21 protein-coding genes are annotated in these 23,687 nt (G+C 62.8%); 10 read left to right on the top strand and 11 right to left on the bottom strand.

The window, feature by feature from the left end; translation table 11 throughout:
• Positions 1-336: 336 nt before the first annotated feature.
• Positions 337-1,107, top strand: coding sequence for a hypothetical protein (locus U5A52_RS32070; RefSeq protein WP_321913471.1), 771 nt, complete (start codon positions 337-339; stop codon positions 1,105-1,107).
• 47 nt (positions 1,108-1,154) lie between these two features.
• On the opposite strand, the gene U5A52_RS32075 is transcribed toward U5A52_RS32070, so the two are convergent.
• A complete protein-coding gene (locus U5A52_RS32075) occupies positions 1,155-3,293 on the bottom strand; it encodes a beta-glucosidase family protein (RefSeq protein ID WP_321913657.1) in 2,139 nt (712 codons plus the stop codon).
• A 584-nt stretch (positions 3,294-3,877) separates the two neighbouring features.
• Here U5A52_RS32075 and U5A52_RS32080 point away from each other — a divergent pair.
• The 3 genes from U5A52_RS32080 to U5A52_RS32090 all read left to right on the top strand — a co-directional run bounded on the left by U5A52_RS32080 (position 3,878) and on the right by U5A52_RS32090 (position 8,026).
• Positions 3,878-4,909 carry an AraC family transcriptional regulator gene (locus U5A52_RS32080; protein ID WP_321937900.1) on the top strand — a complete coding sequence of 344 codons (1,032 nt, stop codon included), beginning with the start codon at positions 3,878-3,880 and terminating at the stop codon, positions 4,907-4,909.
• Positions 4,910-5,061: 152 nt separating this feature from the next.
• On the top strand, positions 5,062-7,380 hold the full coding sequence (locus U5A52_RS32085) for a sigma-54 dependent transcriptional regulator (protein WP_321937902.1): 2,319 nt from the start codon (positions 5,062-5,064) through the stop codon (positions 7,378-7,380).
• A 262-nt stretch (positions 7,381-7,642) separates the two neighbouring features.
• Positions 7,643-8,026, top strand: coding sequence for a hypothetical protein (locus U5A52_RS32090; RefSeq protein ID WP_321937904.1), 384 nt, complete (start codon positions 7,643-7,645; stop codon positions 8,024-8,026).
• 24 nt (positions 8,027-8,050) lie between these two features.
• Here the strand turns inward: U5A52_RS32090 and U5A52_RS32095 are convergent, their stop codons facing one another.
• The 4 genes from U5A52_RS32095 to U5A52_RS32110 form a co-directional block, all read right to left on the bottom strand.
• Positions 8,051-8,263 (bottom strand): hypothetical protein, encoded by a 213-nt coding sequence (locus tag U5A52_RS32095; RefSeq protein ID WP_321913476.1) that lies wholly within the window; start codon positions 8,261-8,263, stop codon positions 8,051-8,053.
• Between the two features lie 412 nt (positions 8,264-8,675).
• On the bottom strand, positions 8,676-9,308 hold the full coding sequence (locus U5A52_RS32100; protein WP_321913478.1) for a response regulator transcription factor: 633 nt from the start codon (positions 9,306-9,308) through the stop codon (positions 8,676-8,678).
• Entirely contained in the window at positions 9,283-10,797 is a 1,515-nt protein-coding gene (locus U5A52_RS32105; RefSeq protein WP_321937906.1) for a histidine kinase, read from the bottom strand. The genes U5A52_RS32100 and U5A52_RS32105 overlap by 26 nt, the downstream gene beginning before the upstream one ends.
• A 124-nt stretch (positions 10,798-10,921) precedes the next feature.
• The gene (locus tag U5A52_RS32110; RefSeq protein WP_321913480.1) at positions 10,922-11,230 is read right to left on the bottom strand and encodes a hypothetical protein; all 309 of its coding nucleotides are present in this window, start codon (positions 11,228-11,230) and stop codon (positions 10,922-10,924) included.
• A 287-nt stretch (positions 11,231-11,517) separates the two neighbouring features.
• Here U5A52_RS32110 and U5A52_RS32115 point away from each other — a divergent pair, with 287 nt between their 5' ends.
• Positions 11,518-12,639 (top strand): ABC transporter substrate-binding protein, encoded by a 1,122-nt coding sequence (locus U5A52_RS32115; RefSeq protein WP_321937907.1) that lies wholly within the window; start codon positions 11,518-11,520, stop codon positions 12,637-12,639.
• Positions 12,639-14,522 carry a PAS domain S-box protein gene (locus tag U5A52_RS32120; RefSeq protein WP_321937909.1) on the top strand — a complete coding sequence of 628 codons (1,884 nt, stop codon included), beginning with the start codon at positions 12,639-12,641 and terminating at the stop codon, positions 14,520-14,522. Before U5A52_RS32115 ends, U5A52_RS32120 begins: the two co-directional genes overlap by 1 nt.
• On the opposite strand, the gene U5A52_RS32125 is transcribed toward U5A52_RS32120, so the two are convergent.
• From U5A52_RS32125 to U5A52_RS32135, 3 genes are all read right to left on the bottom strand, one after another.
• A complete protein-coding gene (locus U5A52_RS32125) occupies positions 14,523-14,819 on the bottom strand; it encodes a hypothetical protein (protein ID WP_321937912.1) in 297 nt (98 codons plus the stop codon). It abuts the gene before it with no gap.
• A gap of 173 nt (positions 14,820-14,992) precedes the next feature.
• Positions 14,993-15,616, bottom strand: coding sequence for a hypothetical protein (locus U5A52_RS32130; protein WP_321913484.1), 624 nt, complete (start codon positions 15,614-15,616; stop codon positions 14,993-14,995).
• A 28-nt stretch (positions 15,617-15,644) separates the two neighbouring features.
• On the bottom strand, positions 15,645-16,706 hold the full coding sequence (locus U5A52_RS32135; protein ID WP_321913485.1) for a patatin-like phospholipase family protein: 1,062 nt from the start codon (positions 16,704-16,706) through the stop codon (positions 15,645-15,647).
• 164 nt (positions 16,707-16,870) lie between these two features.
• Between U5A52_RS32135 and frmR the strand changes: the two genes are divergently transcribed.
• From frmR to fghA, 4 genes are read left to right on the top strand one after another with little or no spacing between them, the layout of a single operon-like run.
• Positions 16,871-17,143, top strand: a complete 273-nt coding sequence (gene frmR / locus U5A52_RS32140; RefSeq protein ID WP_028221606.1) for a formaldehyde-responsive transcriptional repressor FrmR — start codon at positions 16,871-16,873, stop codon at positions 17,141-17,143.
• A 56-nt stretch (positions 17,144-17,199) separates the two neighbouring features.
• On the top strand, positions 17,200-18,309 hold the full coding sequence (locus U5A52_RS32145) for an S-(hydroxymethyl)glutathione dehydrogenase/class III alcohol dehydrogenase (RefSeq protein ID WP_233888494.1): 1,110 nt from the start codon (positions 17,200-17,202) through the stop codon (positions 18,307-18,309).
• A 22-nt stretch (positions 18,310-18,331) separates the two neighbouring features.
• Complete coding sequence (gene gfa / locus U5A52_RS32150) at positions 18,332-18,907, top strand: S-(hydroxymethyl)glutathione synthase (RefSeq protein WP_321913486.1); 576 nt, start codon at positions 18,332-18,334, stop codon at positions 18,905-18,907.
• Between the two features lie 7 nt (positions 18,908-18,914).
• Positions 18,915-19,757: an S-formylglutathione hydrolase gene (fghA, locus tag U5A52_RS32155; protein ID WP_321937914.1), complete on the top strand. Its 843-nt coding sequence runs from the start codon at positions 18,915-18,917 to the stop codon at positions 19,755-19,757.
• Between the two features lie 48 nt (positions 19,758-19,805).
• On the opposite strand, the gene U5A52_RS32160 is transcribed toward fghA, so the two are convergent.
• From U5A52_RS32160 to U5A52_RS32170, 3 genes are all read right to left on the bottom strand, one after another.
• Positions 19,806-20,906 carry a GlxA family transcriptional regulator gene (locus tag U5A52_RS32160; protein ID WP_321937916.1) on the bottom strand — a complete coding sequence of 367 codons (1,101 nt, stop codon included), beginning with the start codon at positions 20,904-20,906 and terminating at the stop codon, positions 19,806-19,808.
• Between the two features lie 64 nt (positions 20,907-20,970).
• On the bottom strand, positions 20,971-21,972 hold the full coding sequence (locus U5A52_RS32165) for a LysR substrate-binding domain-containing protein (RefSeq protein ID WP_321913489.1): 1,002 nt from the start codon (positions 21,970-21,972) through the stop codon (positions 20,971-20,973).
• A gap of 211 nt (positions 21,973-22,183) precedes the next feature.
• A complete protein-coding gene (locus tag U5A52_RS32170; protein WP_321937918.1) occupies positions 22,184-23,677 on the bottom strand; it encodes an aldehyde dehydrogenase in 1,494 nt (497 codons plus the stop codon).
• Between the last annotated feature and the right edge of the window lie 10 nt (positions 23,678-23,687).

Raw genomic sequence — 23,687 nt, forward strand, 5'->3', positions numbered from 1 at the left:
AGGCGAGACCCATGACGAGCCGCACGCCAACCCGCTCGCCGTGGCAGTCCGCATCCGGTTGCCGGGTTCGAATCATCGATCCCAGTAGCGCGTTGTGTAAGTTTTGGTAATTCGACGCAACGCTGCCATAGGGATTAAGGGCAAATCCGTTGCCCGATGGGGAAATCGCTGGCGACAAGGCGGGATGATGCGGCGCGGATTCCGGAACGTTGTCGAGTCAAACCATGGACTCCGTAGTTTTTTCCTTTCTGTCATCCGGAGTGCCAATGCTTGCCACGTGCCTTAGAATCAATGCGGTCCGACCCCTGACTACACAACAACGTTTGAGGAGTTGAGATGGCACAGCTGGTCCACCACCCCGTCTATTTGTTTGTCCTGCTGATCGTGCTGCTCTGCGTCGCTGCCGCGCTCGGCGCGCTTGTCTTGCAACGTGTCTTTCCGCTCGCGGACGACTCACGGGACAACTACAACGTCATACAGGGCGCCACCCTCACGCTGCTCGCGCTATTGATTGGTTTTACGCTGTCCATGGCCGTGAGCCGGTACGACCAGCGCAAGAACTACGAGGAAGAGGAAGCCAACGCGATCGGCACGCAATATCTGCGCGCAGACCTGCTCGGCGAAGCCGATGCGCCGAAGGTCAGAGCACTGCTCGCGAAATATGTCGCGCTGCGCATTGCCTACTACAAGACGCGCGACACAAACGAACTCGAAACGCTCAACAACGCAACGTCCAGCCTTCAGGGGCAGTTGTGGGCAAGTGTGCGTGACCCGGCTATCGCGCGGCCCACGCCGATCTCGGCGCTCGTGGTGTCCGGCATGAACGACGTGCTGAATTCTCAGGGCTATACGCAGGCGGCGTGGCTAAACCGCATTCCGCTTTCTGCCTGGGGATTGATGATGGCGATCGCTTTCTTCAGCAATCTCATGCAGGGATATGGCTCGCGTGGCAGCACGGGGCGGCGTGTCTTGTTGTTCGCACTGCCTATTACCGTCGCGCTTTCGTTGTCGCTGATTGCCGATATCGATAGTCCGCGCGGTGGACTGATTCGTGTCGTGCCCGTCAATCTGATTTCGCTGCAACAGTCATTTGGCTCGACGCCATAACGCGTGCAGCAGGCCTGGGCGCTTGCGCTGCCCAGGCCGCCCCCACCTTAGTGCATGTCTCCAACGCTCACGCGATCGGACAGCGCATTCGTGTCACGCGACGACGACGCGGCCCGGATCTCATAGCTTCCGCCATGCACCTGCCACGCGTGCGTCGTGGCATTCCATGTCGCAAGGCGCCGCGCCGGAATGACCACACTCACCTGTTGCGACTGCCCAGGCCGCAAAGCGACCTTCGCCCAGCCCACGAGGCGCTGTGGCGGCTCGCCCAACCCCGGCGGCAGCGTTGCATACACCTGGGCCACTTCCGCCCCGGCACGCGAGCCCGTGTTGGCAACGGTGAACGTGGCGATCACGTTGCCGCCATGATCGGTACGCGTTCTGAGCCCAGAGTACGAATATGTCGTATAGGAGAGGCCGTAGCCGAATGGGAACAAGGGGTCGATGTTTTTCGCATCGTACCAGCGGTATCCCATCAGCAGTCCTTCGCTATAAACGACGTTGAGATTGTTGGGGTCGATCGTCGGCTGCGGCAGATCGGCTTCCTGCCGCGGGAACGTGACCGGAAGCTTGGCGGACGGATTCACGTCACCGAACAGGATGTCCGCAATCGCCTGACCGCCTTGCACGCCCGGATACCACGATTCCACTACGCCGTGAACGCTGGCGAGCCATGGCATCGTGACCGGACTCCCGTTCTCCAGCACGACGATGATCCGCTTGGCCTTCGCGGCCACTGCGTTGATCAGCGCGTTCTGGTCGTAAAGCTGATTGCTCGGGTCCACCTTGTTGTCCGGCAAGGACAAGCTGGCCAGGTCCGTGCCCTCGCTCTCCCACTGCGTGGCGAACACGATCGCCACGTCGGCGCTGGCCGCTGCGCTCGCCGCTGCCGCAGCATTCGTGCCGTCGAAGAACGTGACAGTAGCCTGCGGCGCCTTGGCCTTGATCGCGTTGTACGGCGAGGACTTATACCAGGTCGCACAACTCGATAGCAGCGGATTGCCGGACTGACACCCCGCTACCGCATTGCCGTCTGCCGCGGGCACGCCGCCCGACCCGCCACCGGACAGCACGCCAACGTCGGCATGCCCGCCAATGACGACGATCGAGTGCAGGCCGCCAGCGGCGAGCGGAAGGACCGGCTGATTGCTGCCCGCTGCCGCGCCATTCTTCAGTAGAACGATTGACTCGTGCGCCACGGCCAAAGCGTCACGGTTGCCTGCCGTCTGGTCGACCGAGCCGCCGGGGGTCGGCGGATTGTCCATGACGCCAAGGGCGATCATGGTGCGAAGCTTGCGAAAGACCATGTCGTTCAGGCGGGAAACCGGAACGCTACCGGCCTGGACCGCGGCCTTGAGTGCGCTGCTGAAATAGGACTGAATGCCAAAGCCCGCCCCTGCCGCGCCAAGGTCGCCGGGCTGTTCTTCATCGAGACCCGCCAGCGCGGACGCGACGGTAGTATGGTTGGCCGTCCAGTCCGATTGAACCTTGCCCTTGAATCCCCACTCGGTCTTCAGGATGGTCGTGAGGAGTTCCGGGTTCTGGCACGCATACACGCCGTTGATCAGGTTGTACGAGCACATCACGTTGCCGGGATGCCCCTCGCGCACGGCAATTTCGAATGCCAGCAGCTCCGTTTCCCGCATCGTCCGTTCATCGACCACGGAGTTACTCGTCATCCGGTTCGTTTCCTGGTCGTTCATCGCGTAGTGCTTCACCGTCGCGATCACGTTCTGCGACTGCGTCCCCATGGTGCGGGCGGCGCTCATCGTGCCGCTCAGGACCGGATCTTCGCCCATGTACTCGAACGTGCGGCCGTCACGCGGCTCGCGTGCGAGATTGACGCCGCCCCCTAATCCCTCCGCATAGCCGAGCACGCGCAGCTCGCGCGCAATACGCGCACCGTAGGCTCCCGCGAGCGCCACGTCCCAGCTCGAGGCAAGCCCGATCGGCGCAGGAAAGGCCGTGGTATGCGCGTTCTGCACGTTCACGCCGCCAGCCGAATCGGCGGTAGCCAACGCAGGAATGCCCAGACGGCTCACGCCGGGAATGTAACCGGCGCCCTGCACCCACGAAGGAAACGGGCCACCGAGACCGACGGTGGGAATACCCGTTCCGTGCACCAACTGGATTTTCTCGTCGAGCGTCAGTTGGGAGACCAGCACTGCCGCGCGCCGGTCGGCAATATCGCCCTTTTCTTTCCATTCGGCGGCCGGCTGTGCCGCACCTGAAGCCTGGGAAAAGAACTGCGACACAATCGAAAATGGGTTGGCGCCCCAGGTGTTGCCGGTGGCGGCTTGATCCGCGTATGCCACGGAGCCGGCGCACAATGTGCCGGCGACCGCAATCGCTATTTGCTTCGCATTCCTCACAGTGTTTCTCCAGATTTGCCGATTGTATGAGCGATGACCCGCAGGATTGCGGGGCCGTAATCGGACTACATTTTTCTTCTTGTTTTGTGTTGAATTACCCTACGTAGCGTGATGACGATATCACCCGGAGAAACGTTTGCGCTTATCGTGCCGTCGCGGAACTTAACCTTGCGTCGCGAGATCAGGGTTTGCCTTAACCCTGCGCCATCGGCCAATTCGCCGCTACCTTGCAGACAGATTACGGTTTTGTCGCGCGAGCTCAGGGCCCATGCGAATCGAATCATGCCCGCTCAAAACGCGGGCGCATGAGGCCATTTGAGGTTTGAAACAAGGATGCTAAAGTCAGCAGCTACCAGCGGTTAGCCGAGGCGACGTTTCCCCGTTCCATGGTGTCTCCCATGACGACCGATCAAAAGACCGTTTCAAACGTCCTTGCCCAACTTTCACTCAAATCCGCAGTTGAACACGGCATGTCGCCGCACGATTTCACGCGCCTAACTGGCATCACGGAGGCCGAACTCGCGCATCCCGACGGACGCATACCGGCGCACAAGCACATTGCGATGCTCAATCTGCTTGAGCCTGGCTACCAGGCTTCGGAGCGGCTCGAAATTTTTTCCAGTTACTCCTTTCGCGCGCCCATTAGCACGTTATTGGCCATCGTCACGAATAGCCCGACACTCACAAAGGCCTTTGAGCAGTTCCTGCGTTACCGGGTCCTGATCGGAAATGTCGATACCGTGAAAGTCGAGCGTGCTGGCCTGACTTTCGAATTCGAATACGTGCAGGACGGCGCGCGCAAGAGTTCGTCGAGCGCCTTCTACAATTTTCTGCTGCTCACCCGCCTGGCCGAACAGTACAACGACGACGAACCGTACCCCACCCAGATCGAGCTGACTGGCGACGCATTTGCGCCGGTTTCCCAGCTATCGCACCTGAGCGGCGCGACGGTGAAATTCAGGCAAAGCCGCAACCGCATGCTGATGAAAACCGGGGCGGCGGACATGCCGTATCGAAAGTACAACGAGATCACGGAAAATATTCTCTGCGCTCAGGCCGATGCCGATATCCGACGCTTTCTTATCGGCCATTCCTTTTCTTCGCGGATCGAAGATTTCGTGACGAAGATGATTCGCGAGGCGCATGCCGGCCTGCCATTTTCGAACCCGATGGAGGAAGTCTGCGGCCGGCTTGGCATTTCACGCTCAACCCTGCACCGGCGCTTGCAGGGTGAAGGAACGAACTTCCAGGCGATCCTCTCCCATGCGCGGCTCGAGGAAGCGAGGCGCCTGCTGCCGCTGGCCGATTATTCGGTTGCGGCAGTGAGCGATCTTCTCGGCTTTTCCTCTCCTTCCGCGTTCTCGCGTTTCTTTCTCGAGAACAGCGGCAAGTCTCCTTCGCGCTACAAATTCGAAAACTGCCGGTTCTAGTTGGCTTTTTCAGACACACTGTGATTGCGCTGTCCGCGTTCGAATCGATAGCCGGAGGGCGGGTGCGCGCGCGGGATCGATGCGCCGTCACCGATCGTTATCTCCGGGACAAACACAAAAATGCCACGCGTTTATCGGGAGCCCACGAGGCAATGAGTACCTTCCCCTTCGTTCCGCTTTCCGGAGAAAAGGCCAGCGACGATGCGTTCATTGGCGAGGCGCCGGCGTTTCGTCAGCTGGTCAGGATGATCGACCGCGTCGCGCCCACCGATCACGCCTTGCTCATCATCGGGCCCACCGGGTCGGGCAAGGAAGGGGTCGCGCGCCGCGTGCACACGCGCAGCGCGCGCCACGATCAACCGTTCGTCGACATCAACTGCGGTGCGATTCCCGAGCATCTCGTCGAAGCGGAACTGTTCGGGCATGTCAAAGGCGCGTTTACCGGCGCCGGCGAGACGCGCCCGGGGCTCTTGCAGCAGGTCGGCAAAGGCACGCTGCTGCTCGACGAGATCGGCGAGTTGCCGCTCGCGCTGCAGCCCAAGCTGCTGCGCGCACTCGAAACGCGGACGTTCCGCCCGGTCGGCGGCTCGTCGAGCCTGCGTTTCGAGGGCCGAGTAGTCGCCTCGACTCACCGGGATCTGCGCGAACTCGCGCACCAGGGGCTGTTTCGCGAGGATCTGTTTTACCGGCTCGCGGTGTTCGTGCTGGCCGTGCCCGGGCTCGACCAGCGCGTCGAGGACATTCCTGCGCTCGTCGCCCATTTCGCCGCGCAACAAGCGCGCCGCATCGAGTTTTCGCCGGCCGCCCTCAGGCGGCTCGGCCGGCATGCGTGGCCGGGCCATATCCGGCAATTGCGTAATTTGATCAGTCAGCTAAGCGTGCTCGCCGAAAAGCCACTGATCGATGAAGACACGCTGGAGCCGTTTCTTCTCAGCGAGACGGCCGGAGCGGTTTCGCGCGCGGCGCTCGCCGACATGCTGCTGCAACTCGAGGGACGCGACAAGCTCGCCGCCGCCGAAGACCTCCTCATCGACCGCGCGCTGGAGCGAACCGCGGGGAACAAGAGCGCCGCCGCCAGCTTGCTCGGTGTCGGGCGCAAGACGATCGAGCGGCGCCTCAAGTCGCGCGAGGAAGACCATCGCGAAGCACACAAGAGTCTCGAACATGCACGCGCGCTGATCGAAGCATCGCGCTTTTCCGAAGCCATTGCGCATTTGCGGCGTTGCCTCGATGTGCTGCAGACAAGCCGCGACGAAGCCGCCACGCGGCGCGCCCAGTTCGACGCCTACCGGCTGCTCGGCATGAGCCTGCGCAGCGTGCACGGCTGGCTGTACGCGGAAGCAACGGCGTGCTACGCCGCGGCGCTCGAGATCGGCGAAGGGATCTGCGAACCTGGCGAAATCGCCGCCATCCAGTTCGGCGTGTGGACCACCCAGTTGACCACGCTTCAACTCAAGCAGGCGCGCGCGAGTGCACAGGAGATGCTGCAGCGCGCCCAGAACAGCGGGGAGCGCGTGTCGCTCGACGAAGCACACGTTGCGATGGCCAACACCCTATACTGGCTCGGCGACAGCGAAGAAGCACTGGCCTGCCTCGCACGAGGCCATCTGCTCGGCGTAACGCGAGACGATGTGCGCACGGGCTCGCAGGGCATCGATCTGGCAAGCCTCGCGCTGACCTTCGAGGGGCTGGCCGCCTACCAGATCGGCGAGTTCGCGCAAGCGCGGCGCGCGATGGAAATGCTGATCCTGCGCGCAAGCGAGCCGGGTACGCACGCCTTGGCGCATGCCGTCAATCTGCAGGGCGCCGCGTGGCTCGCGTGCCTTTTCGACGATCAGGCGCGGCGCGGGCCGCTCGCAAGCGAACTCGAGTCGGTGTCGATCGCCAACGGCTTCACGTTCTATCGCGGCATGGGGCAGATACTCCGTGGCTGCCATCTCAGCGAGCTGGGCATGAACACGGAAGCCGAAGCCGTCATGCTCGACGGCTACGACAACCACATGGTCTGCAACGGCGGCGCGCTGTTCTATTCCTTCAAGATGTGGCGGCACGGCGAACTGCTGCTGCGTTCCGGCCGTGCTCAGCAATGCGAAACGATGCTGGCCGCCGCAGTCGACGAAACCCTCGCGCGCCAGGAGCGCGCCCATCTTGGCGAGCTGCTGGTCACGCGCGCGCGGGCGCAGTGGGCGCTAGGCGATCTCACGTCCGCCGAGCAGGGATTGCGCACCGCCCTTTCTACGGCGCTCGCGTTCGGGTCGGTGCCCGCGCGTGTGGAGGCCGCGCACTATCTGGCCGACCTCTTGCGCGCCACCGGCCGCCGCGCCGAAGCAGTCGACACGCTCGCTCGCGGGCTGCGGGACCAGACGGCGGATTCCACCAGCCGTATTGCGCTCGCCATGGCGTTGCTGGCCGAACTGCGCCACGAGGCGTCTCGCGAAGCGAGCGACCAGGGAACTGCCGCGGGCGGCTAAGTCACCCCGATAAGTCACGCAGATAAGTCACCCAGTTAAGTCCCCCCGATAAAACACGCTGCACAGTCACGCCGGGACCTGGACGAAATCGTCCACTCCCGGCCATCTCTGCGGACGAAATCGTCCTGCGCCACCCTCTCACTCGCTGCCGGAGCCCTTCGCCATGGGGCTGCGCAGCGTTGGCGCGATCGTTGCTTAGTTCCGGTATTCGGGACCGGAATGAACGGCAACACGCGCGCATCGAAATCACGACGGGGTCGCGATGCAAATCGCAAAACGTAATTCGCGCGCGCACGGCAGAGATATTCGACGGCAAGGCAAAATAATGATAATTGCAATTGAACCAGAAACATTCCAGCGACCACAGTCCGTCAATCCAGATGTGACAGGCGTGACGACACGCGAGGACGCTAAAAGCGGGGCTCGGGGACAAAGTGCCTATACGGCGAAAAACCTCGATGCGGCCATCACGCACCTGGAAACCGCCATCACCGTCGATGACAACATCGCCGTGTTCGGCCGCCGCTATTGGCTCGCGCGCGTCCAGCGAATCGCGTCCACGCCGGAGATCATGCCCGCCCAGGCCTGCCGCCTTCGGCACTTGCTGGACCGGCTCAACGACGAGCGTCTGCACGCAGGCGCTTGAGCGCAACGCCACATCACAAAGGCGTCAGTGCGCAGGACCAAAGAAGGCCTGCGCACCCTCCGAGGGTGTCAGCCCGGCAACGAAATAGCCTTCGAGGCGCTCGGCCTTGGCGTCGTCGAGCAGGAACGGCGGACGCACGAGCCCTTGCGCTACAGCGTGGTCGTACCACTTGCTCATCCAGTCGCGGAGTTTCGTTTCGTATTGGGACGGCAATTCGTCCGGCGCGATCTCTTCCATGCGCAATCTCCGCTCGCGGCTCAACTGCCGCTAATTTCCTGTCACTCCGCGCGCCACCCCATCGAAGGACGCAGCGCGTCCGGGGGAAACACTTGCCACCCACGGTCGGGATGGCGGAAGAAAAACAGCGCGCGTGGCCCGTCCGTTGTCTGCGCCTCGATGAACACGCTCGCAATCCGCCCGGACGGCGCGCGATGCACCGTCACGACCCGCACTGTCTGCTGGTGGGGTTCAGCCACTTCACGACCGCTGCCCCTAACGACTGCCGCACCGCCATCGCTTTCCCCCCACGCTTCACGTGAAATCATCGTAGGCAGCCGCTAAACCTGCGCCATCGGGACGGGTAGATAGTTCCCTCGGGAATGGCTGGTTCGTTTGTCAGGATTTCCTTCTCGCCGCGCATGGCCGCCGTCTACTCGCCAACCAGACCGTGCCGGATTGCATAGCGGATCACCTCGGCGTTATTGCCCAGGCCGAGCTTTTGCATGAGCCGCATCTTGTGCGTGCTAATCGTCTTGGCGCTGAGTGCGCACGCGTCGGCAATGTCGTTGATGCTCTTGCCCGACGCGAGCATTTGCAGCACCTGGAATTCGCGGTCGGAGAGCACCTCGTGTGGAGGCACGTCGCCCGAGTGCTTCTCGAACACCATGGCGTCGACGAGCTTCGGGTCGATAAAGCGCCCGCCGTCCGCGAGCTTGCGAATCGCGGCCAGCAGCACGTCGGGATCGCTGTCTTTTGTCACATAGCCCGTGGCGCCCGCCCGCAGCGCGCGCGACGCGACCTGCGCTTCGTTATGGATGCTGAGCACGAGCACCGGCAACGCGGGTTCCTCGGCGCGCACGCGGCGGATGAGATCGACGCCGCTGATGCCCGGCATCGTCATGTCCAGCAGCAACAGGTCGATCTCACAGGTCCGCAGCTTTTCGATCACCTCCGAACCCTGCCCGGCCTCCGCCGTCACGACCATGTCGGCAGTCGTCGCGAGGATCTGCTTGAGTCCGCCACGCACGATGGCATGGTCATCGGCGATAAGTATCCTGATCATGGTTGTTTTCGAGCGGAACATGAATCGAAATCGTGGTGCCGGACGCAATGCCAATGGTGGGATCTTTGCAAGGCTGACTGTCGATTCTCAACGTACCACCAATCAGCCTCGCACGCTCGGTCATGCCAAGCAGACCGTAAGCATACTTCGCATACGCGGCCGCTACGTCGAATCCACGGCCATCGTCGCGAACACGCAAGTCGAGCGAACCGGGCCCTGCGATGAGCGTGACCTCGACGCGCTGCGCCGCCGCGTGGCGCGCGACGTTCGTCAATGCGGCCTCCACGATGCGAAAGAGCGCCGTGGCCTGAGTGTCCGGCAACGCGGGCTCGCCACTCGAAATGTGCAGTTCGCAAGGAATGGCGTTGTGCCGGCTCCATTGACCGGTCAGCCATTCGAGCGCCGAAACAAGGCCGAAATTGAGCGCGGCGGGCCGCAGGTGGCTGGCCACGTTGCGGACCATCCAGATCGTGCCTTCGACCAGTTCGCGCATGTCGTCAGCCCGGCCGATCGCCTCGGGATCGTCGGTGAGCCGCATCCTCAACAGCGAGACATCCATTTTCAGCGCGGTGAGCAACTGGCCCAGTTCGTCCTGGATCTCCCGCGCGCTGCGCTTGCGTTCGTCTTCGCGCATCCCTTCCAGATAGGCCGACAGTGCGCGCTGCTGCTCGCGCGCGCGCACGAGTTCGTCCTCCACGCGCTTGCGGCCGGAAATGTCATGCAGGCCCACGTAAATGGCGGGCGCGCCGTCGTAGTTGGACAACCGCGCTGTGGCCATGGCCCAGAACTGCGTCCCGTCTGGACGGCGCAGTCTCACCTCCGCGTCGCCGAAGCTGCCTTGCGCGGCGAGACAGCGCACCAGCCGGTCGCGATCCTTCGGATCGACGTAGAAGTCGACAATATTGACGGTCGCGCACGCCGCTTCATCCACGCGAAACAACTCGCGAAACCGCGCGTTCGAATAGAGCAGATGGCCGTCGGGCATCGAGGTGATGCCCATCGCCACCGGGCCCGATTCGACGATGGCGCGAAAGCGCGTTTCGCACGCCTGCAGGCGGCGCTGCTGTATTGCGATCCGCTGGTGGGCCGAGCGCAACGCGATATGCGTGCGCACGCTGGCCATCAGTGCTTCGACGTGCACGGGCTTGCGTACATGGTCGGCTGCGCCGGCCCGGAACCCATCGGCCAGGTCTCGACGATTGCCTGCCGGCATCATGAGCAGCACCGGAATATCGCGCGTGCGCTCGTCCGACTTCAGGCTGCGGCAGGTGGCCAGGGCGCTCACGCAGGCGGCCTCTGCATCGAGCAAAATCAGTTGAGGCTGGGACATGCACGAGCGCTCCAGCACTTCGAGGCCGTTGTTCGCCGCGAGCACCTGAAAGCCTTCCCATACGAGATGATCGGCGATCAAACGGGTCTCGTTCGGCGTAGCGCCTGCAACCAGAATCGTGCAGAGGCTCGCTGTCGTGGCCTGCGAATCAGTCATCATGCCCACGGTCGCTCCGGCCCTGGTTCCTTTGTATTGTCCTCGCTGCCGAAGCCATGGCCCTTCGGCAACCCTTTCTCACGTATGCAGGTAATACGTCGCCCCGCCCCCGCTAACCCTGCGTGCGCTACGTGGCGAACGACTGACGCATGGAGGTTTCCGCACGGTCGATCAGTTCATCGAGACTGCGAGCGAGTTCGCCAAGCGCGGACAACGCATACAGATCGAGTTTGTCCGCATGATTGCGGCGCAAGTCTTTCATGCTTTCCTGCAAACGACGTAGCGTGCCGGCCCGGCTGTCCAGCAGCGGCCAGCAGTGCATCAGATAAGCCAACGGTGTGAGATTGCGCGATTCGCACCACGTATCGAACAGCCGCGTGCAGATCGTGTTCACGTCCTGAACGCGCGCCAGACCGTCGCCCCACTCGGAAATCATCGCGCGTCGCCTCTGCCGCTTCGAAATGTGCTGACGTCATGATGAGCCCGCCAATGATCGCGTGCTGTCGTCCACGACTGCAAACGGCCAAGGGGAATGCTGAATTTCGTGTCAGGAAATCCTGAACATCAGGCTGCGATCGCCAATCGCGCCCTTGAATCTCCGCGTTCGATTATGACGCTCGCCCGAAGTAAAGCGGATTGTCGGCGAGATTACGTCGCGCTATGCTGCGCGCGACCGCCCCTTCCGTTCCACACAATGCCGCGCATGGCATACGCTGATTTCGTATGAACAGAAGACAGATGATCGCGCAATGCGTCGGCATAGGCGCGAGCCTCATGACGATGCGCTCGACCATGGCGTTGCCAGTCAACCGCCCGCCGGCAAGCGTCGTATTTCTGAATCCGGGCGAAAGCGTGGAACACGATACAGGCCAGCACTGGCAACTCGTGTCGCGCTTCATGGCCACGACGGCAAGACGTTTCGGCATGCAGCTGGAAGTGCTTTACGCCCAGCGCGATCATCTGCTGATGCTGCGCCAGGCCGAAGCGGTGGCCGCGCGTTCGGCCGCCCCCGACTATGTGGTGATCGTCAACGAGAAGATGGCCGCGCCCCAGATGCTGCAAACGCTGGCGCGCTCGCGAGCCAGGGTGCTGCTGATCCACAACGATCTGACCGAGGCCCAGCGCGCGCAAACGGGCAACGAGCGCGGCCGGATCGCGAACTGGATCGGCACCGTCACCGCCGATGCCGAGCGCGGAAGCTTTCGGCTCATGGACTACCTGAGCCGTTTGAACGGCAGCGCGCCAGCACGCGTGATCGGCATTACGGGCGACCCCGCCACGCCTGTTTCGGCGCAGCGCGCCGCGGGCGTGCAAGCCGCGCTGGCGCGCCGGCCGCAGGACCGTATCGACCAGCTTGTCTATGGCGACTGGAGTTTTTCCGACGGGCGCGACAAGGCACGTGTGCTGCTCTCGCGCTATCCGGACGCCAACATCCTCTGGGCTGCCAACGATTCGATGACGCTTGGCGCATTGAGCGCGGTGCAGGAACGGCATCTTTCGACCATCGTTGGTGGCCTGGGCGCACTGCCCGAAGCTGTGGCGTCGGTCGTGCGCGGCGAGCTGGCGGCGATCGTGGCGGGGGACCAGTTCATCGGCGCCTGCGCGATGGTCCTCCTTCACGACTACCACTACGGCGCGGACTTTGCGCAAGTCGGCGGACCGCGTCAGCGGCTCGACTATCTGAAAGTGCTAGACGGCAGCGACGCGCAGCGTTATGCCGAGATTGCATTTCAAGGCCGCACGGCCCTCGATTTCAGCGGCTTTTCACGCCTTCAAAGTCGGCGCACAGGCGCCTACACGTTCGATCTCGACGCCCTGCTCAATTCCGCTTCAAAGGCCGCCTGATGTTGCAAACCCCGCTTCAAGCCCCTTTGCAGGCCCTTTCCCGATTACGCTTTCCACGCAGCCTGCACGCGCAACTCGTGCTCTCGCTGCTGGTGCTCTGTACGCTGGTGGCGGGCACGTCGGCTTTCTTCCTGCTCGAGCATGCGCGCGAACGCCGGATTGCGGAACTCGACGATCGCGCGAACCGCATTGCCGATCTGCTGAGTCAATCGCTTGCGCAGCCGCTATGGAATGTCGATCGCGAGGCGATTGCGCGGCAACTGAACGTGCTGAAACCGAATCCCGAGGTGGTGAGCTTCACCGTTACCGCGATCAATTATGGCGTGCTCGCCGACGCGAGCAACGCGCCGATGCCCGACCCGCGGGCGCGCGTGGTTCGCGTGCGGCCGATCGAATTCACGCCGCCCGGCAACGCGCCGCCCGAAAAGATCGGCGAAGTGCGCGTGGTATTGACGAGAGCCGCTGCCGACCGGGGATTCGCGACCGCACGCGCGGCGGTGCTGGGCACCCTCGCGCTCGTGCTCGCCGTGGTGTACGCCACGACCTTTCTGCTGATCAAGCACCTGGTGCGCGAACCCATCCGGCGCCTGGAGGACATGGTCGACCGCATCGCAAGCGGCGATCTGGACAGCCGGTGCGCAATCGAATCGAGTGCCGAACTTGGCCGGCTGGCGGCGCGCGTGAACGTGATGGCCGAACGCCTGAGCGATTCGACCGCATCGCTCAGAGAGAGCGAGCGCAAATACCGCAGCATCATTGAGCACTCACTCGAAGGCTTCTTCGTACTCGATCGCCATGGCAAGCTGCGCGACGCCAATCCCGCGATGGCTCAACTGCTCGGCTATCGCGACGTACAGGGCATGAAGGCAGCGCTTGGCGATAACGCGTGCGCGGTGCATGCCCCGTCGTCATTCTCCGGCGAAAACACGACGCAACTGTTCGCCATGCTGCAGATCGCCGGCAAGATCGCGGGGATGGAAATCGAACTGACTCGCGCCGACGGCACCACGGTGTGGTGCCAGCTCAACGCCCGCGGCATACGCTACGACGGAGCGGGACCACAATGCCTCGAAGGGCAGCTGACCGATATCTCCGGGCGCAAGCACGCAATGGAGATACTCACGCGCCATCGCGATCAACTCGAGGAGGAAGTTCGCGAACGCACGCGAACCGAGCAGTTGCTGCGGCATTCGCGCGAACAGCTGCGGCAGCTCTCGTCCCATCAGGAATCGATCCGCGAAGAAGAGCGGCGGCAGATCGCCATGACCATCCACGACGAACTGGGGCAATTGCTCACCGCCATCAAGATCAACGTTGCTTTGCTCAAGCTCGCGCTGAGTCAGGGCGCCGAGTGGAAACAAAAGGTCGGCGATATCGGAAGCCTGGCCGAGCGGACCATCGACATCGTGCGCAACGTCGCGAGTCACCTGCGGCCGGCCGCACTGAACTTCGGACTCCTTTCCGCGCTCGAATGGCTCGTTCAGGACTTCACCCGCCACAATGCAACGGTTTGCACGTTCCGGCTCGAAGGCCGTGAACCTTCCGTGAGCGACGACCGCGCCACCGCTGTTTTCCGCATCGTGCAGGAGGCGCTCACCAACGTCAGCCGGCACGCGCAGGCCTCGCGTGCCGAAGTCGTCCTGCGTTGCACCCACCATCATTTCGAACTCGAGGTTCACGACGACGGAAACGGGTTCGATGTGGCGAACGCGATCCGCGGCAATTCGTATGGGCTGCAGGGCATGCAGGAGCGCGCGCGAATGATCGGCGCGCAGTTTCATATCGAAAGCCGGGACGGAACGGGTTCGAGGGTTCGTATCGTATTCAGCGAAACGCAAGATGTCGTTAGCCGCGACCTGCCCGCGGACAACGAACTCAGGTAGCTATGACTCATCTGCCTGGTGCTTTTCGAGCGCACGCAGCATCTCGTTGGTCTTGTCGAGAAACGCGGCGTGATAGGCGCCGGGAAGCGCGACATCGTCCATCACCGACATGACGTCTTCGAGCACTTGCCTGAGCGCCCCCTGGATCTCGCCGCATTGCGCCGGTGTCAGTTTCGGCAACGCCAGCTCGATGAATTTTTGCATGACCAGCGACCTGGCCGCGAGCTGCGAGATCTTGATGGTCGTTTCCGCCACTTGCGACCTGAGCACGCTCAGCATGTCTTTGCTACCGGTCATGATCACACGTGTTCCAGGTTCGCAGGATGGATACGCATACGGTGCTCTCGCTCGTTTGCATCATGACTGACATAACGGCATGGGTGCGACACGGCTAAATGCGATTAAGCCGTAAATTGGCGCGGGGGTTTGCTGAATTTTGGGTCAGGAAATCCTGAATTGCGTACCTGACTTCATAACGCAGCGCCCGGCAGAGGCTGCGCGAGGCGCCACGTGAGATTCTCGCGTGCCGCCGCCTCGCACTGTGAATGAAAGTAATCGGTCAGGTAAATGCGCGGCCGCGCAAGCAGGCCTTGCAACAACTTTCGCTCCTGCATGGCGTACGCGTGCTCGTCGAGGTCCGGGCGCTCGGCTCTCAAGCGCACACCGTTGTCGCAAAACTGGCGGCGCGGCGCGCCGAGTGACGCGAGATCGATGTCGCAGACGAAGCACGCATCGAGATCATCGGGAACGCGGTGATGGCAGGTCGCGAGAATCGCCTCGCAAATGCGCTCGCATGCCGCAATGCGATTGGCGGCGCAGCGCCGAAGCCAGTCCGCACTGCGCTGTTCGTTATCTCTCGCGCCCGGAACATAGATCACATCGTGGCACCACAACGCGAGTTCCACGAGATCGCCATGCGCAATGACCTCGCGCGCCAGATCGAAATCGCGCAGGCAACGGCGCACGTGCTGCAACGTGTGATAGTGGCGCCCCGGTTCCCCATAGCGGCGCACGAGATCGGCGCAGACGCTCTCCGCGTTCGCGCCCCCACTGCGCGACCATAACGCGACGAAGCGTTCCTGCGTGCTGTTCACCGCTGCTCCTTTGCGCACTGCGCGATTTTCAGAGAAATTCCTTGCGAATGTCGATGCTCGAGCGCTGACCGATATCCGCATAATGCTGCGTGAGCCACGCGTCGGCTTCCTTGCGGCCGTTGTCGCGCAGCTCGCACAGAAAATCCCAATCCGCGTTGTATTTGCTCGACACGCTGAGCGCACACATGGCGGCGTCGGAGCGGATCGAATGGATCAGCATTTCCTTCATTTCGTCCTGAGCGAGTTTGTGTTGCTGGATCAACTCCGTCACGAAGGCAATGGCACGCATTTCGCGCATGAGCGACGAGTTGAAACTGATTTCGCTGATGCGGTTCAGAATGTCCGCCGCCGTGACCGGCACACCTGGCCGCACGAGCGGGTTGATGTGGACGATCACCACGTCGCGCGTCTTGCAGTGATAGATCAGCGGATAAATGGCCGGGTTGCCCATATAGCCGCCGTCCCAGTAGTGCTCACCCGCGACCGTGACGGCATGGAACAGCGTTGGCACGCATGCTGAGGCGAGCACGGCGTCCGCGCAGATATCCTCACCCGTGAAGAGGCGTATCTTGCCCGTCTCCACGTTGGTCGCGCACAGGTACAGCAAAATGGGGCAGGCCTTGCGCAGCGCGGCAAAGTCGACCTGGCTTTCCAGCACCTCGCGCAACGGGTTCAGGTTGCCCGGATTGAACTGATAAGGCGAAAACACGCGCAGCATCATGTCGGCAACCGCATAGAGCGGCGAATGATCGAGCCCAAAGCTGTGCGAGCCCTTGAGCCACGGCACCCAGCGCAGCGGGTTGTAGCGTTCGGCCGACTCGGCAACCGCATGCCAGAAGCGATCGAGCGCCTCGCGCGCGCCGCCCACACCGCCCTTCATGAGCCCATACGCAAGCACCGCGCCGTTCATGGCGCCGGCGCTGGTCGCGCTCACGCCTTCGATCGCGAGCCGTTCGTCTTCGAGCAGGCGGTCGAGCACACCCCATGTGAACGCGCCGTGCATCCCGCCGCCCTGCAACGCCAGCGCGATCTGCCTGGGCGCCGCGGGGTCGTGCTCTCTTTTCTGGCTTCTTGTTCGCTTCGTCGCCATGAGTCGCCTCCTCGGGCGGTACGCGCGTCCATTATGCGCCGCATGCCCTGCGGGAACAGCCCCGCTATTCAACTGGCATTCCAGCAGCAAAATCGATGCAAACGTATACTCCCCAGCAGTATTGCCCTATACTGCCCCACAGTATCCCCATTATCGATGCGGTCATGCCTCATTCCCCCGAAGAAAAGAAGCGCGTGCTCACGCGCGTGCGCCGGGTTCGCGGCCAGCTGGACGCGCTCGAGCGCGCGCTGGAGGAAGGCGCCGACTGCGCGCCCGTGCTCCAGCAACTGGCGGCGATTCGCGGCGCGATCAATGGCGTGATGGCCGGTGTGCTCGAAAGCCACCTGCGCGAAGAGTTCACCCACCTTGCAGGATCAGCGGAATCTCCGGGATCGATCGACGACGTCGTGACCCTCGTTCGAACCTACTTACGCTAACTCACCGCGGGTTTTCCCGCCCCGATTTGGCTGAACCCTTTTTTTACAGGACTACTATGAAATCGCGTGCTGCAGTAGCGTTTGCGCCGGGCAAGCCCCTCGAGATCGTCGAGATCGACGTCGAACCGCCCCGCAAGGGCGAGGTGCTGGTGAAGATCACGCATACCGGCGTTTGTCACACCGACGCCTTCACGCTCTCGGGCGACGACCCCGAAGGCCTCTTCCCCGTCGTGCTCGGCCACGAAGGCGCCGGGATCGTCGTGGAAGTGGGCGAAGGCGTGACCAGCGTGAAGCCCGGCGACCACGTGATCCCGCTCTACACCGCCGAATGCGGCGAGTGCCTCTTCTGCAAGAGCGGCAAGACCAATCTGTGCGTGTCCGTGCGCGCGACCCAGGGCAAGGGCGTGATGCCCGACGGCACGAGCCGGTTCAGCTACAACGGCCAGCCCCTCTACCACTACATGGGCTGCTCCACGTTCAGCGAGTACACCGTGGTGGCCGAAGTGTCACTCGCCAAGATCAACCCGCAAGCCAATCCCGAGCAAGTGTGCCTGCTCGGCTGCGGCGTGACCACGGGTTTGGGCGCGGTGAAGAACACCGCCAAGGTGCAGGAAGGCGATACCGTCGCCGTATTCGGTCTGGGCGGCATCGGACTGGCGGTGATCCAGGGCGCGAAGCTCGCCAAGGCCGGCCGCATCATCGCCGTCGACACCAATCCGGGCAAATTCGATCTGGCGCGCGCCTTTGGCGCCACCGACTGCGTGAACCCCAAGGATCACGAAAAGCCCATTCAGCAGGTGATCGTCGACATGACGGGCTGGGGCGTGGATCACAGCTTCGAATGTATCGGCAACGTCAACGTCATGCGCGCGGCGCTCGAATGCGCGCACCGCGGCTGGGGCCAGTCGGTCGTGATCGGCGTGGCGGGCGCGGGTCAGGAGATCTCCACGCGCCCGTTCCAGCTCGTGACCGGCCGCCGCTGGCTGGGCACGGCCTTTGGCGGCGTGAAAGGCCGCTCGCAGTTGCCGGGCATGGTCGAAGACGCGATGGCAGGCAAGATCCAGCTCGCGCCGTTCGTCACGCACACAAAGCCGCTTTCGGGCATCAACGAAGCGTTCGACTTGATGCACGAGGGCAAATCGATCCGGACCGTCGTTCATTACTGACACGCAAGGAAGGAGAGAGACCATGGCCTCAGCTATTCACCCAACGGTTGATCGCGGCATTCAGAAAGGCGCCGAGAATTTCGCAGGCGGCACGCTGCGCTGCCAGTGCGCACAAGACCCGGTCGAAGTCCGCATCGACTCGCAGGTCCTGTTCAACCATGCCTGCGGCTGCACCCAGTGCTGGAAGCCCGCAGGCGCGCTGTTTTCCGTCGTCGGCGTCGTGCCGCGCGACAAGTTGACGGTCACGGCGCACGGGGAAAAGCTGAAGGTCGTGGACGAGAAGGCCACGATCCGGCGCCATGCCTGTACCGGCTGCGGCACGCATCTGTATGGCCGCATCGAGAACAAGGATCACGCGTTCTACGGGCTCGACTTCATTCACACCGAGCTGTCGAAGGAAGCGGGCTGGGACGGCCCCGGCTTTGCGGCCTTCGTCTCCTCGATCATCGAGAGCGGCACGCCGCCTTCGGCCATGGCCGACGTGCGCCAAACGCTGCGCGACAAGGGCCTCGAGCCGTACGACTGCCTGAGCCCCACGCTCATGGATCTTCTCTCCACCCAGGCCGCGAAGGCCAAAGGCACTTACCGGGAGGCCTGAAACGCTTATGGAGCGCATTGAAAAACACGTCAGCCACGGCGGCAGCCAGGAGGTGTGGAAGCACGCCTCTTCCACCGTCGGCGGCGAAATGAAGTTTGGTATCTATCTGCCCGAGGCCGCGTTGCGCGGGCAGAAATGCCCCGTGCTGTACTGGCTTTCGGGCCTCACCTGCACCGAACAAAACTTCATCACCAAGGCCGGCGTGCAACGTTACGCGGCGCAACACGGGATCATCGTCGTCGCGCCAGATACGAGTCCGCGCGGCAGCGACGTGGCCGATTCACCCGACTACGATCTCGGCCAGGGTGCAGGCTTCTACGTGAACGCCACGCGCGAACCGTGGGCGAAGCACTTCCGCATGTACGACTACGTGGTCACCGAATTGCCGGCCGTTGTCGAGGCCGGGTTTGCGGCAAGCGACGCACGCTCGATCAGCGGGCACTCGATGGGCGGGCACGGCGCAATGGTCGTTGCGCTGCGCAATCCGGGCCGTTATCGCAGCGTCTCCGCGTTCTCGCCAATCGTCGCGCCAAGCCGGGTGCCGTGGGGACAAAAGGCGCTTGCCGCCTATCTTGGCGACGACCGCGCAACGTGGCAGCAGTATGACGCCGTGGATCTGGTCGCTAACGGGGGCAAAAGCGCGAGCGAAAAGCTGCCGCTGCTCGTGGAGCAAGGCGGCGGCGACGATTTCCTGAGCACGCAGTTGCGGCCGGAACTGCTGCAGGCGGCCTGCGAGAAAGCGGGACATCCGCTGCATCTCAACGTTCGCGAAGGCTACGACCACAGCTACTACTTCATCGCCAGCTTTATCGGCGAGCATATGGCGTATCACGCCAAAGCGTTGGCTTGACGCGGGCCCGGCCCGACGTGCGGCATTCAGCGCCGCACGTCGCGCTTGTTACGGCGCGCCCAGTTGCTGAGCGGGTGCCTCGACATAGTCAGCAGGCAACGGCGTATCCGGCTCCGGCGTGCCCAGTAGCGCCTCATGCGAACTCGGCAGCCGCGTCGTGCGATATTCGTTGGGCGACGCGCCAAACTCCTTGCGGAACTCGCGGCCGAGGTGCGAAGCGTCGGAAAAACCGCATGACGACGCAATATCCGCAACGGTGCGGTCCGAACTCGTCAACAGCCACGACGCCATGCGCAGGCGAATCTGCCGCGCGTATGCGCCCGGAGATTTGCCGGTCTCCGTCGTGAAAAGGCGTTCGAGCTGGCGCACCGAAACATCGAGCCGATGGGCCAGATCCGGCAGACTCAGCGGCTGGCCCACGTGCTGCTCCATCAGCAGAATCGCGCGCCTGACCTTCGGATGCGTAGCGGGCTCGAGACCCGGAGGATGCGGTTGCGGCGCATTGCCTTTTTGCGCATCGTCCACGAGCAGAATACGCAGCGCCTTGCGCACGATGGTGGCCTCGACATGGCGCAGCAGAATAGCCGCGGCAACGTCGATCGACGCACGGCCGCCCGAACACGTAATGCGCCTTCTGTCGATCACAAAGAGCCGGTCGGCAACGAGGTCACGCTCATCGACTTGCGGGAAACGCTCCACGAAATCCCAGTAGTGGAACCAGCTCACGCATATGCGATATCCGTTCATCACGCCGGCTCTCGCGAGCGCGAATGCCCCGGTGCAGAGTCCGACGAGCGTGGCCGGCGTCTCGGCCATGGCGCGAATGAAGGCGAGTGTCGCGTCGCTGGCAGGCGGCCCCGAATGCAGCAGTCCGCCTACGATCACGACATAGTCGAACGCCTCGGCCTCCTCGAAGGTCGTCCACGGTGTGATCTGGATGCCGCAGCTCGCGCGAACGGGGACGAGATTTTCGCCGACGATGGTCCATGAGCACCGCACCGGCCGGCTCATGTCGCCTTCGTCGCTTGCGAGCCTGAGCAGGTCGACGAAGCCGGAAAAGGCGGTCAACGTGAAGTTGGGCAATAGCACGATCCCGAAACGCAGCCGCCTTGCGGCTGTCGCTTCGCTGTCAATCGTGGGGTGAACCATGGGGCCGCCTGTGCAAATACATATCAAACAATCGATACGGTCGAAGGCTGTTATCCGCTACCCGTTAGCCTGTGACCGCAACGCCGGCGTCGAGCCAGTCGCGCATCATTGTGCCGGCTTCTTCGGTCAGCCAGTTTCGAAACTGCAGATACTCGGTGCGTGGCCGCGCGTTCCGGTGCGTAATCAAATAGTGGTAGCGGTCTCTAAAGACGAGCGCATCGGGCACTGGCCGTATCAGGCGGCCTTGCTCGACCTGGTGGTGGAGTAAGTGGTGCCAGCCCAGCAGCGTGCCTTCGCCGGCTTCCGCCTGCGCGACCAGAAGCCGATAGTCGTTGCTCTCCAGATGTCTGTTTTCAGTCAGCATGTCCGTGCCGTCGCCCTGCTGAAACCAGTTGCGCCACACGCGCCAGTCCACGTGTTCACAAACCTGGGCGCGCCCGAGCAACGAAAGATTCAACGTGGGTTGCGAAAGCAGATCGAGCGGCTTGAGTTTCTTGCCGCGAAAATGCCGGTCGTAAAACGTCGGGCTGCAAACCGGGTAGACGACATCATGAAATAACGGCTCCACCTCGTATTCCGGCTCACGCGGTGGATTCTTCGTGATGATGATGTCGGGCTCCATGAGTTCGTCCAACTCCATGAAGTGCTCGGTGACCATCACATTCAGCTGGATCTCTGGAAAGCGCTCGCGAAACGCCGGCAGGCGCTGCGACAGCCACAGGGCCGAGAACGTATGGGAGACGCAAATCGTCAACGCGTGCCGGTCCGTGCGGCGCACTGCCTCCGCCGCCTCGGCGATATTCATGATGGAGAGGTACGACGCGTTGTACAGGATGCGTCCCGCATCGGTCAGCGCGATATGCCGGCCGGTGCGCTCGAACAGCGCGACATCGAGCGAATCTTCCAGCTCCTTGATTTGTCTGCTGATTGCGGCCTGCGTGACGCAAAGCACCTCCGCCGCCTGGGTGAAGCTTTCGTAGCGCGCCGCGGTCACGAAGCACCGGAGCGCCCGCAGCGACGGCATCTGGGCGAGGAGTCTGTCTGCGAATAGCTGCTTCTTTAACATGGCTTGCGCTCTTTAAACGGGTGCCCGCATGGCGCGTTCAAGCGCGCCACGAACCATAAAGGGATTCGGATGAGAATAGTGTGCGAGTCCGTATTCCCGGTGGCAAGTGATGTGGTTCATACCGTGGCTTACGTTCCGCCAACAACCCGCTCCCCCTTCATCGTGTGTGCACGGGCCTGACGGCCCGCTCTCCCGCTTTATCGCTACCCATTCACGCCAGCTTCAGCCAGGTGGTCTTTAGCTCGCAATACTGGTCGTGTGCATAGACAGACTTGTCGCGCCCACCAAAGCCCGATTGCTTGAATCCGCCGAATGGCGTCGAAAGGTCACCTTCGCCGAAACAGTTTACCGTGACCGTGCCTGCGCGGATACGCGAAGCGACCTTATGCGCACTGTTCACGTTATCCGTCCACAACGAAGCGGCCAGACCGTAGCACGTGTCGTTCGCGATGCGAATGGCGTCTTCCACATCGTCGTATTCGATAAAGCACACGACAGGCCCGAACACTTCTTCCCGCGCGATGGCCATGTCCGGCGTGACCTGATCGAAGATCGTGGGCTCGACGAACCATCCGCCCGTTTCGGTTAGCGCGGCACGCCCGCCGCACACCGCGCGCGCGCCCTGCTCCTTCGCTTTCTCGATGTGCGCGAGCACTTTCTCGTAGTGCTTCTGCTCGATGAGCGCGCCAAGCTTGACGTCGGGGTCGAGCGGATCGCCGGTCCTCCAGCCCGCCAGTACGGCCTGGACTTTCTCCACCAGTTCCGCCCGCTTGCTCGAAGGCACGAGAATGCGCGAGCCGGCGCTGCAGTTTTCCCCCATGTTCCAGAATGCCGCGGCAACAGCCTGTTCGGCGACCGCATCGAGATTCGCGACATCGGGCAGAATCACCTGGGGGTTCTTCCCGCCGCATTCGAGCAGCACCCGCTTCAGATTGGTATCCGCGGAATAATGCAGAAAGCGCTTGCCGGTCGCCGTCGACCCGGTGAACGCAACGAGGTCAACATCGGGATGGCGGCCCAGCGCCTGTCCCGCGCTTTCCCCAAAGCCCGTGACGACGCTGAATACGCCCGCGGGCACGCCCGCTTCGAGAGCGAGATCGGCAATGCGCAGCGTAGAGAGTGACGTTTGCTCCGCCGGCTTCACGATCACGCTATTGCCGACCGACAAAGCCGGCCCGATTTTCCAGGCCAGCATCAGCGCGGGGAAATTCCACGGCAGCACCGCGCCCACTACGCCTATCGGCTCGCGCGTAATCATGCTGACGACATCCGCGCCGGAAGGCGACAGCGCGTCGTAACGCTTGTCCGTCACTTCGGCATGCCAACGAATACAAGCTGCCGACTCGGGAATATCAAGCGCGAGACATTCGCTGATCGGCTTGCCCGCTTCCAGCGCTTCGAGCAGCGCCAGTTCGTCCGTATGCGATTCGATCAGTTGCGCGAGGCGAAGCAGCACCGCCTTGCGATGCGCCGGCGCAGCCTTCGACCACACGCCGGATTCGAATGCATTGCGCGCGGCCGCAACTGCGTGGTCCACATCCTTTTCGCCGCATTTCGCCACTTCCGCGAGCACCTGGCCCGATGCGGGATTGAGGGTGGCGAACGTTTCGCTCGATGCCGATCCACACCGCTCTCCGGCAATGAATGCCCGTCCGTCGAGCGATAGTGCCGCTGCTTTCTGCTTCCACTCTTGATGCGTCGTCATCTCGTGTCCT

Source organism: Paraburkholderia sp. J8-2 (assembly GCF_905220195.1).
Lineage (GTDB): Bacteria > Pseudomonadota > Gammaproteobacteria > Burkholderiales > Burkholderiaceae > Paraburkholderia.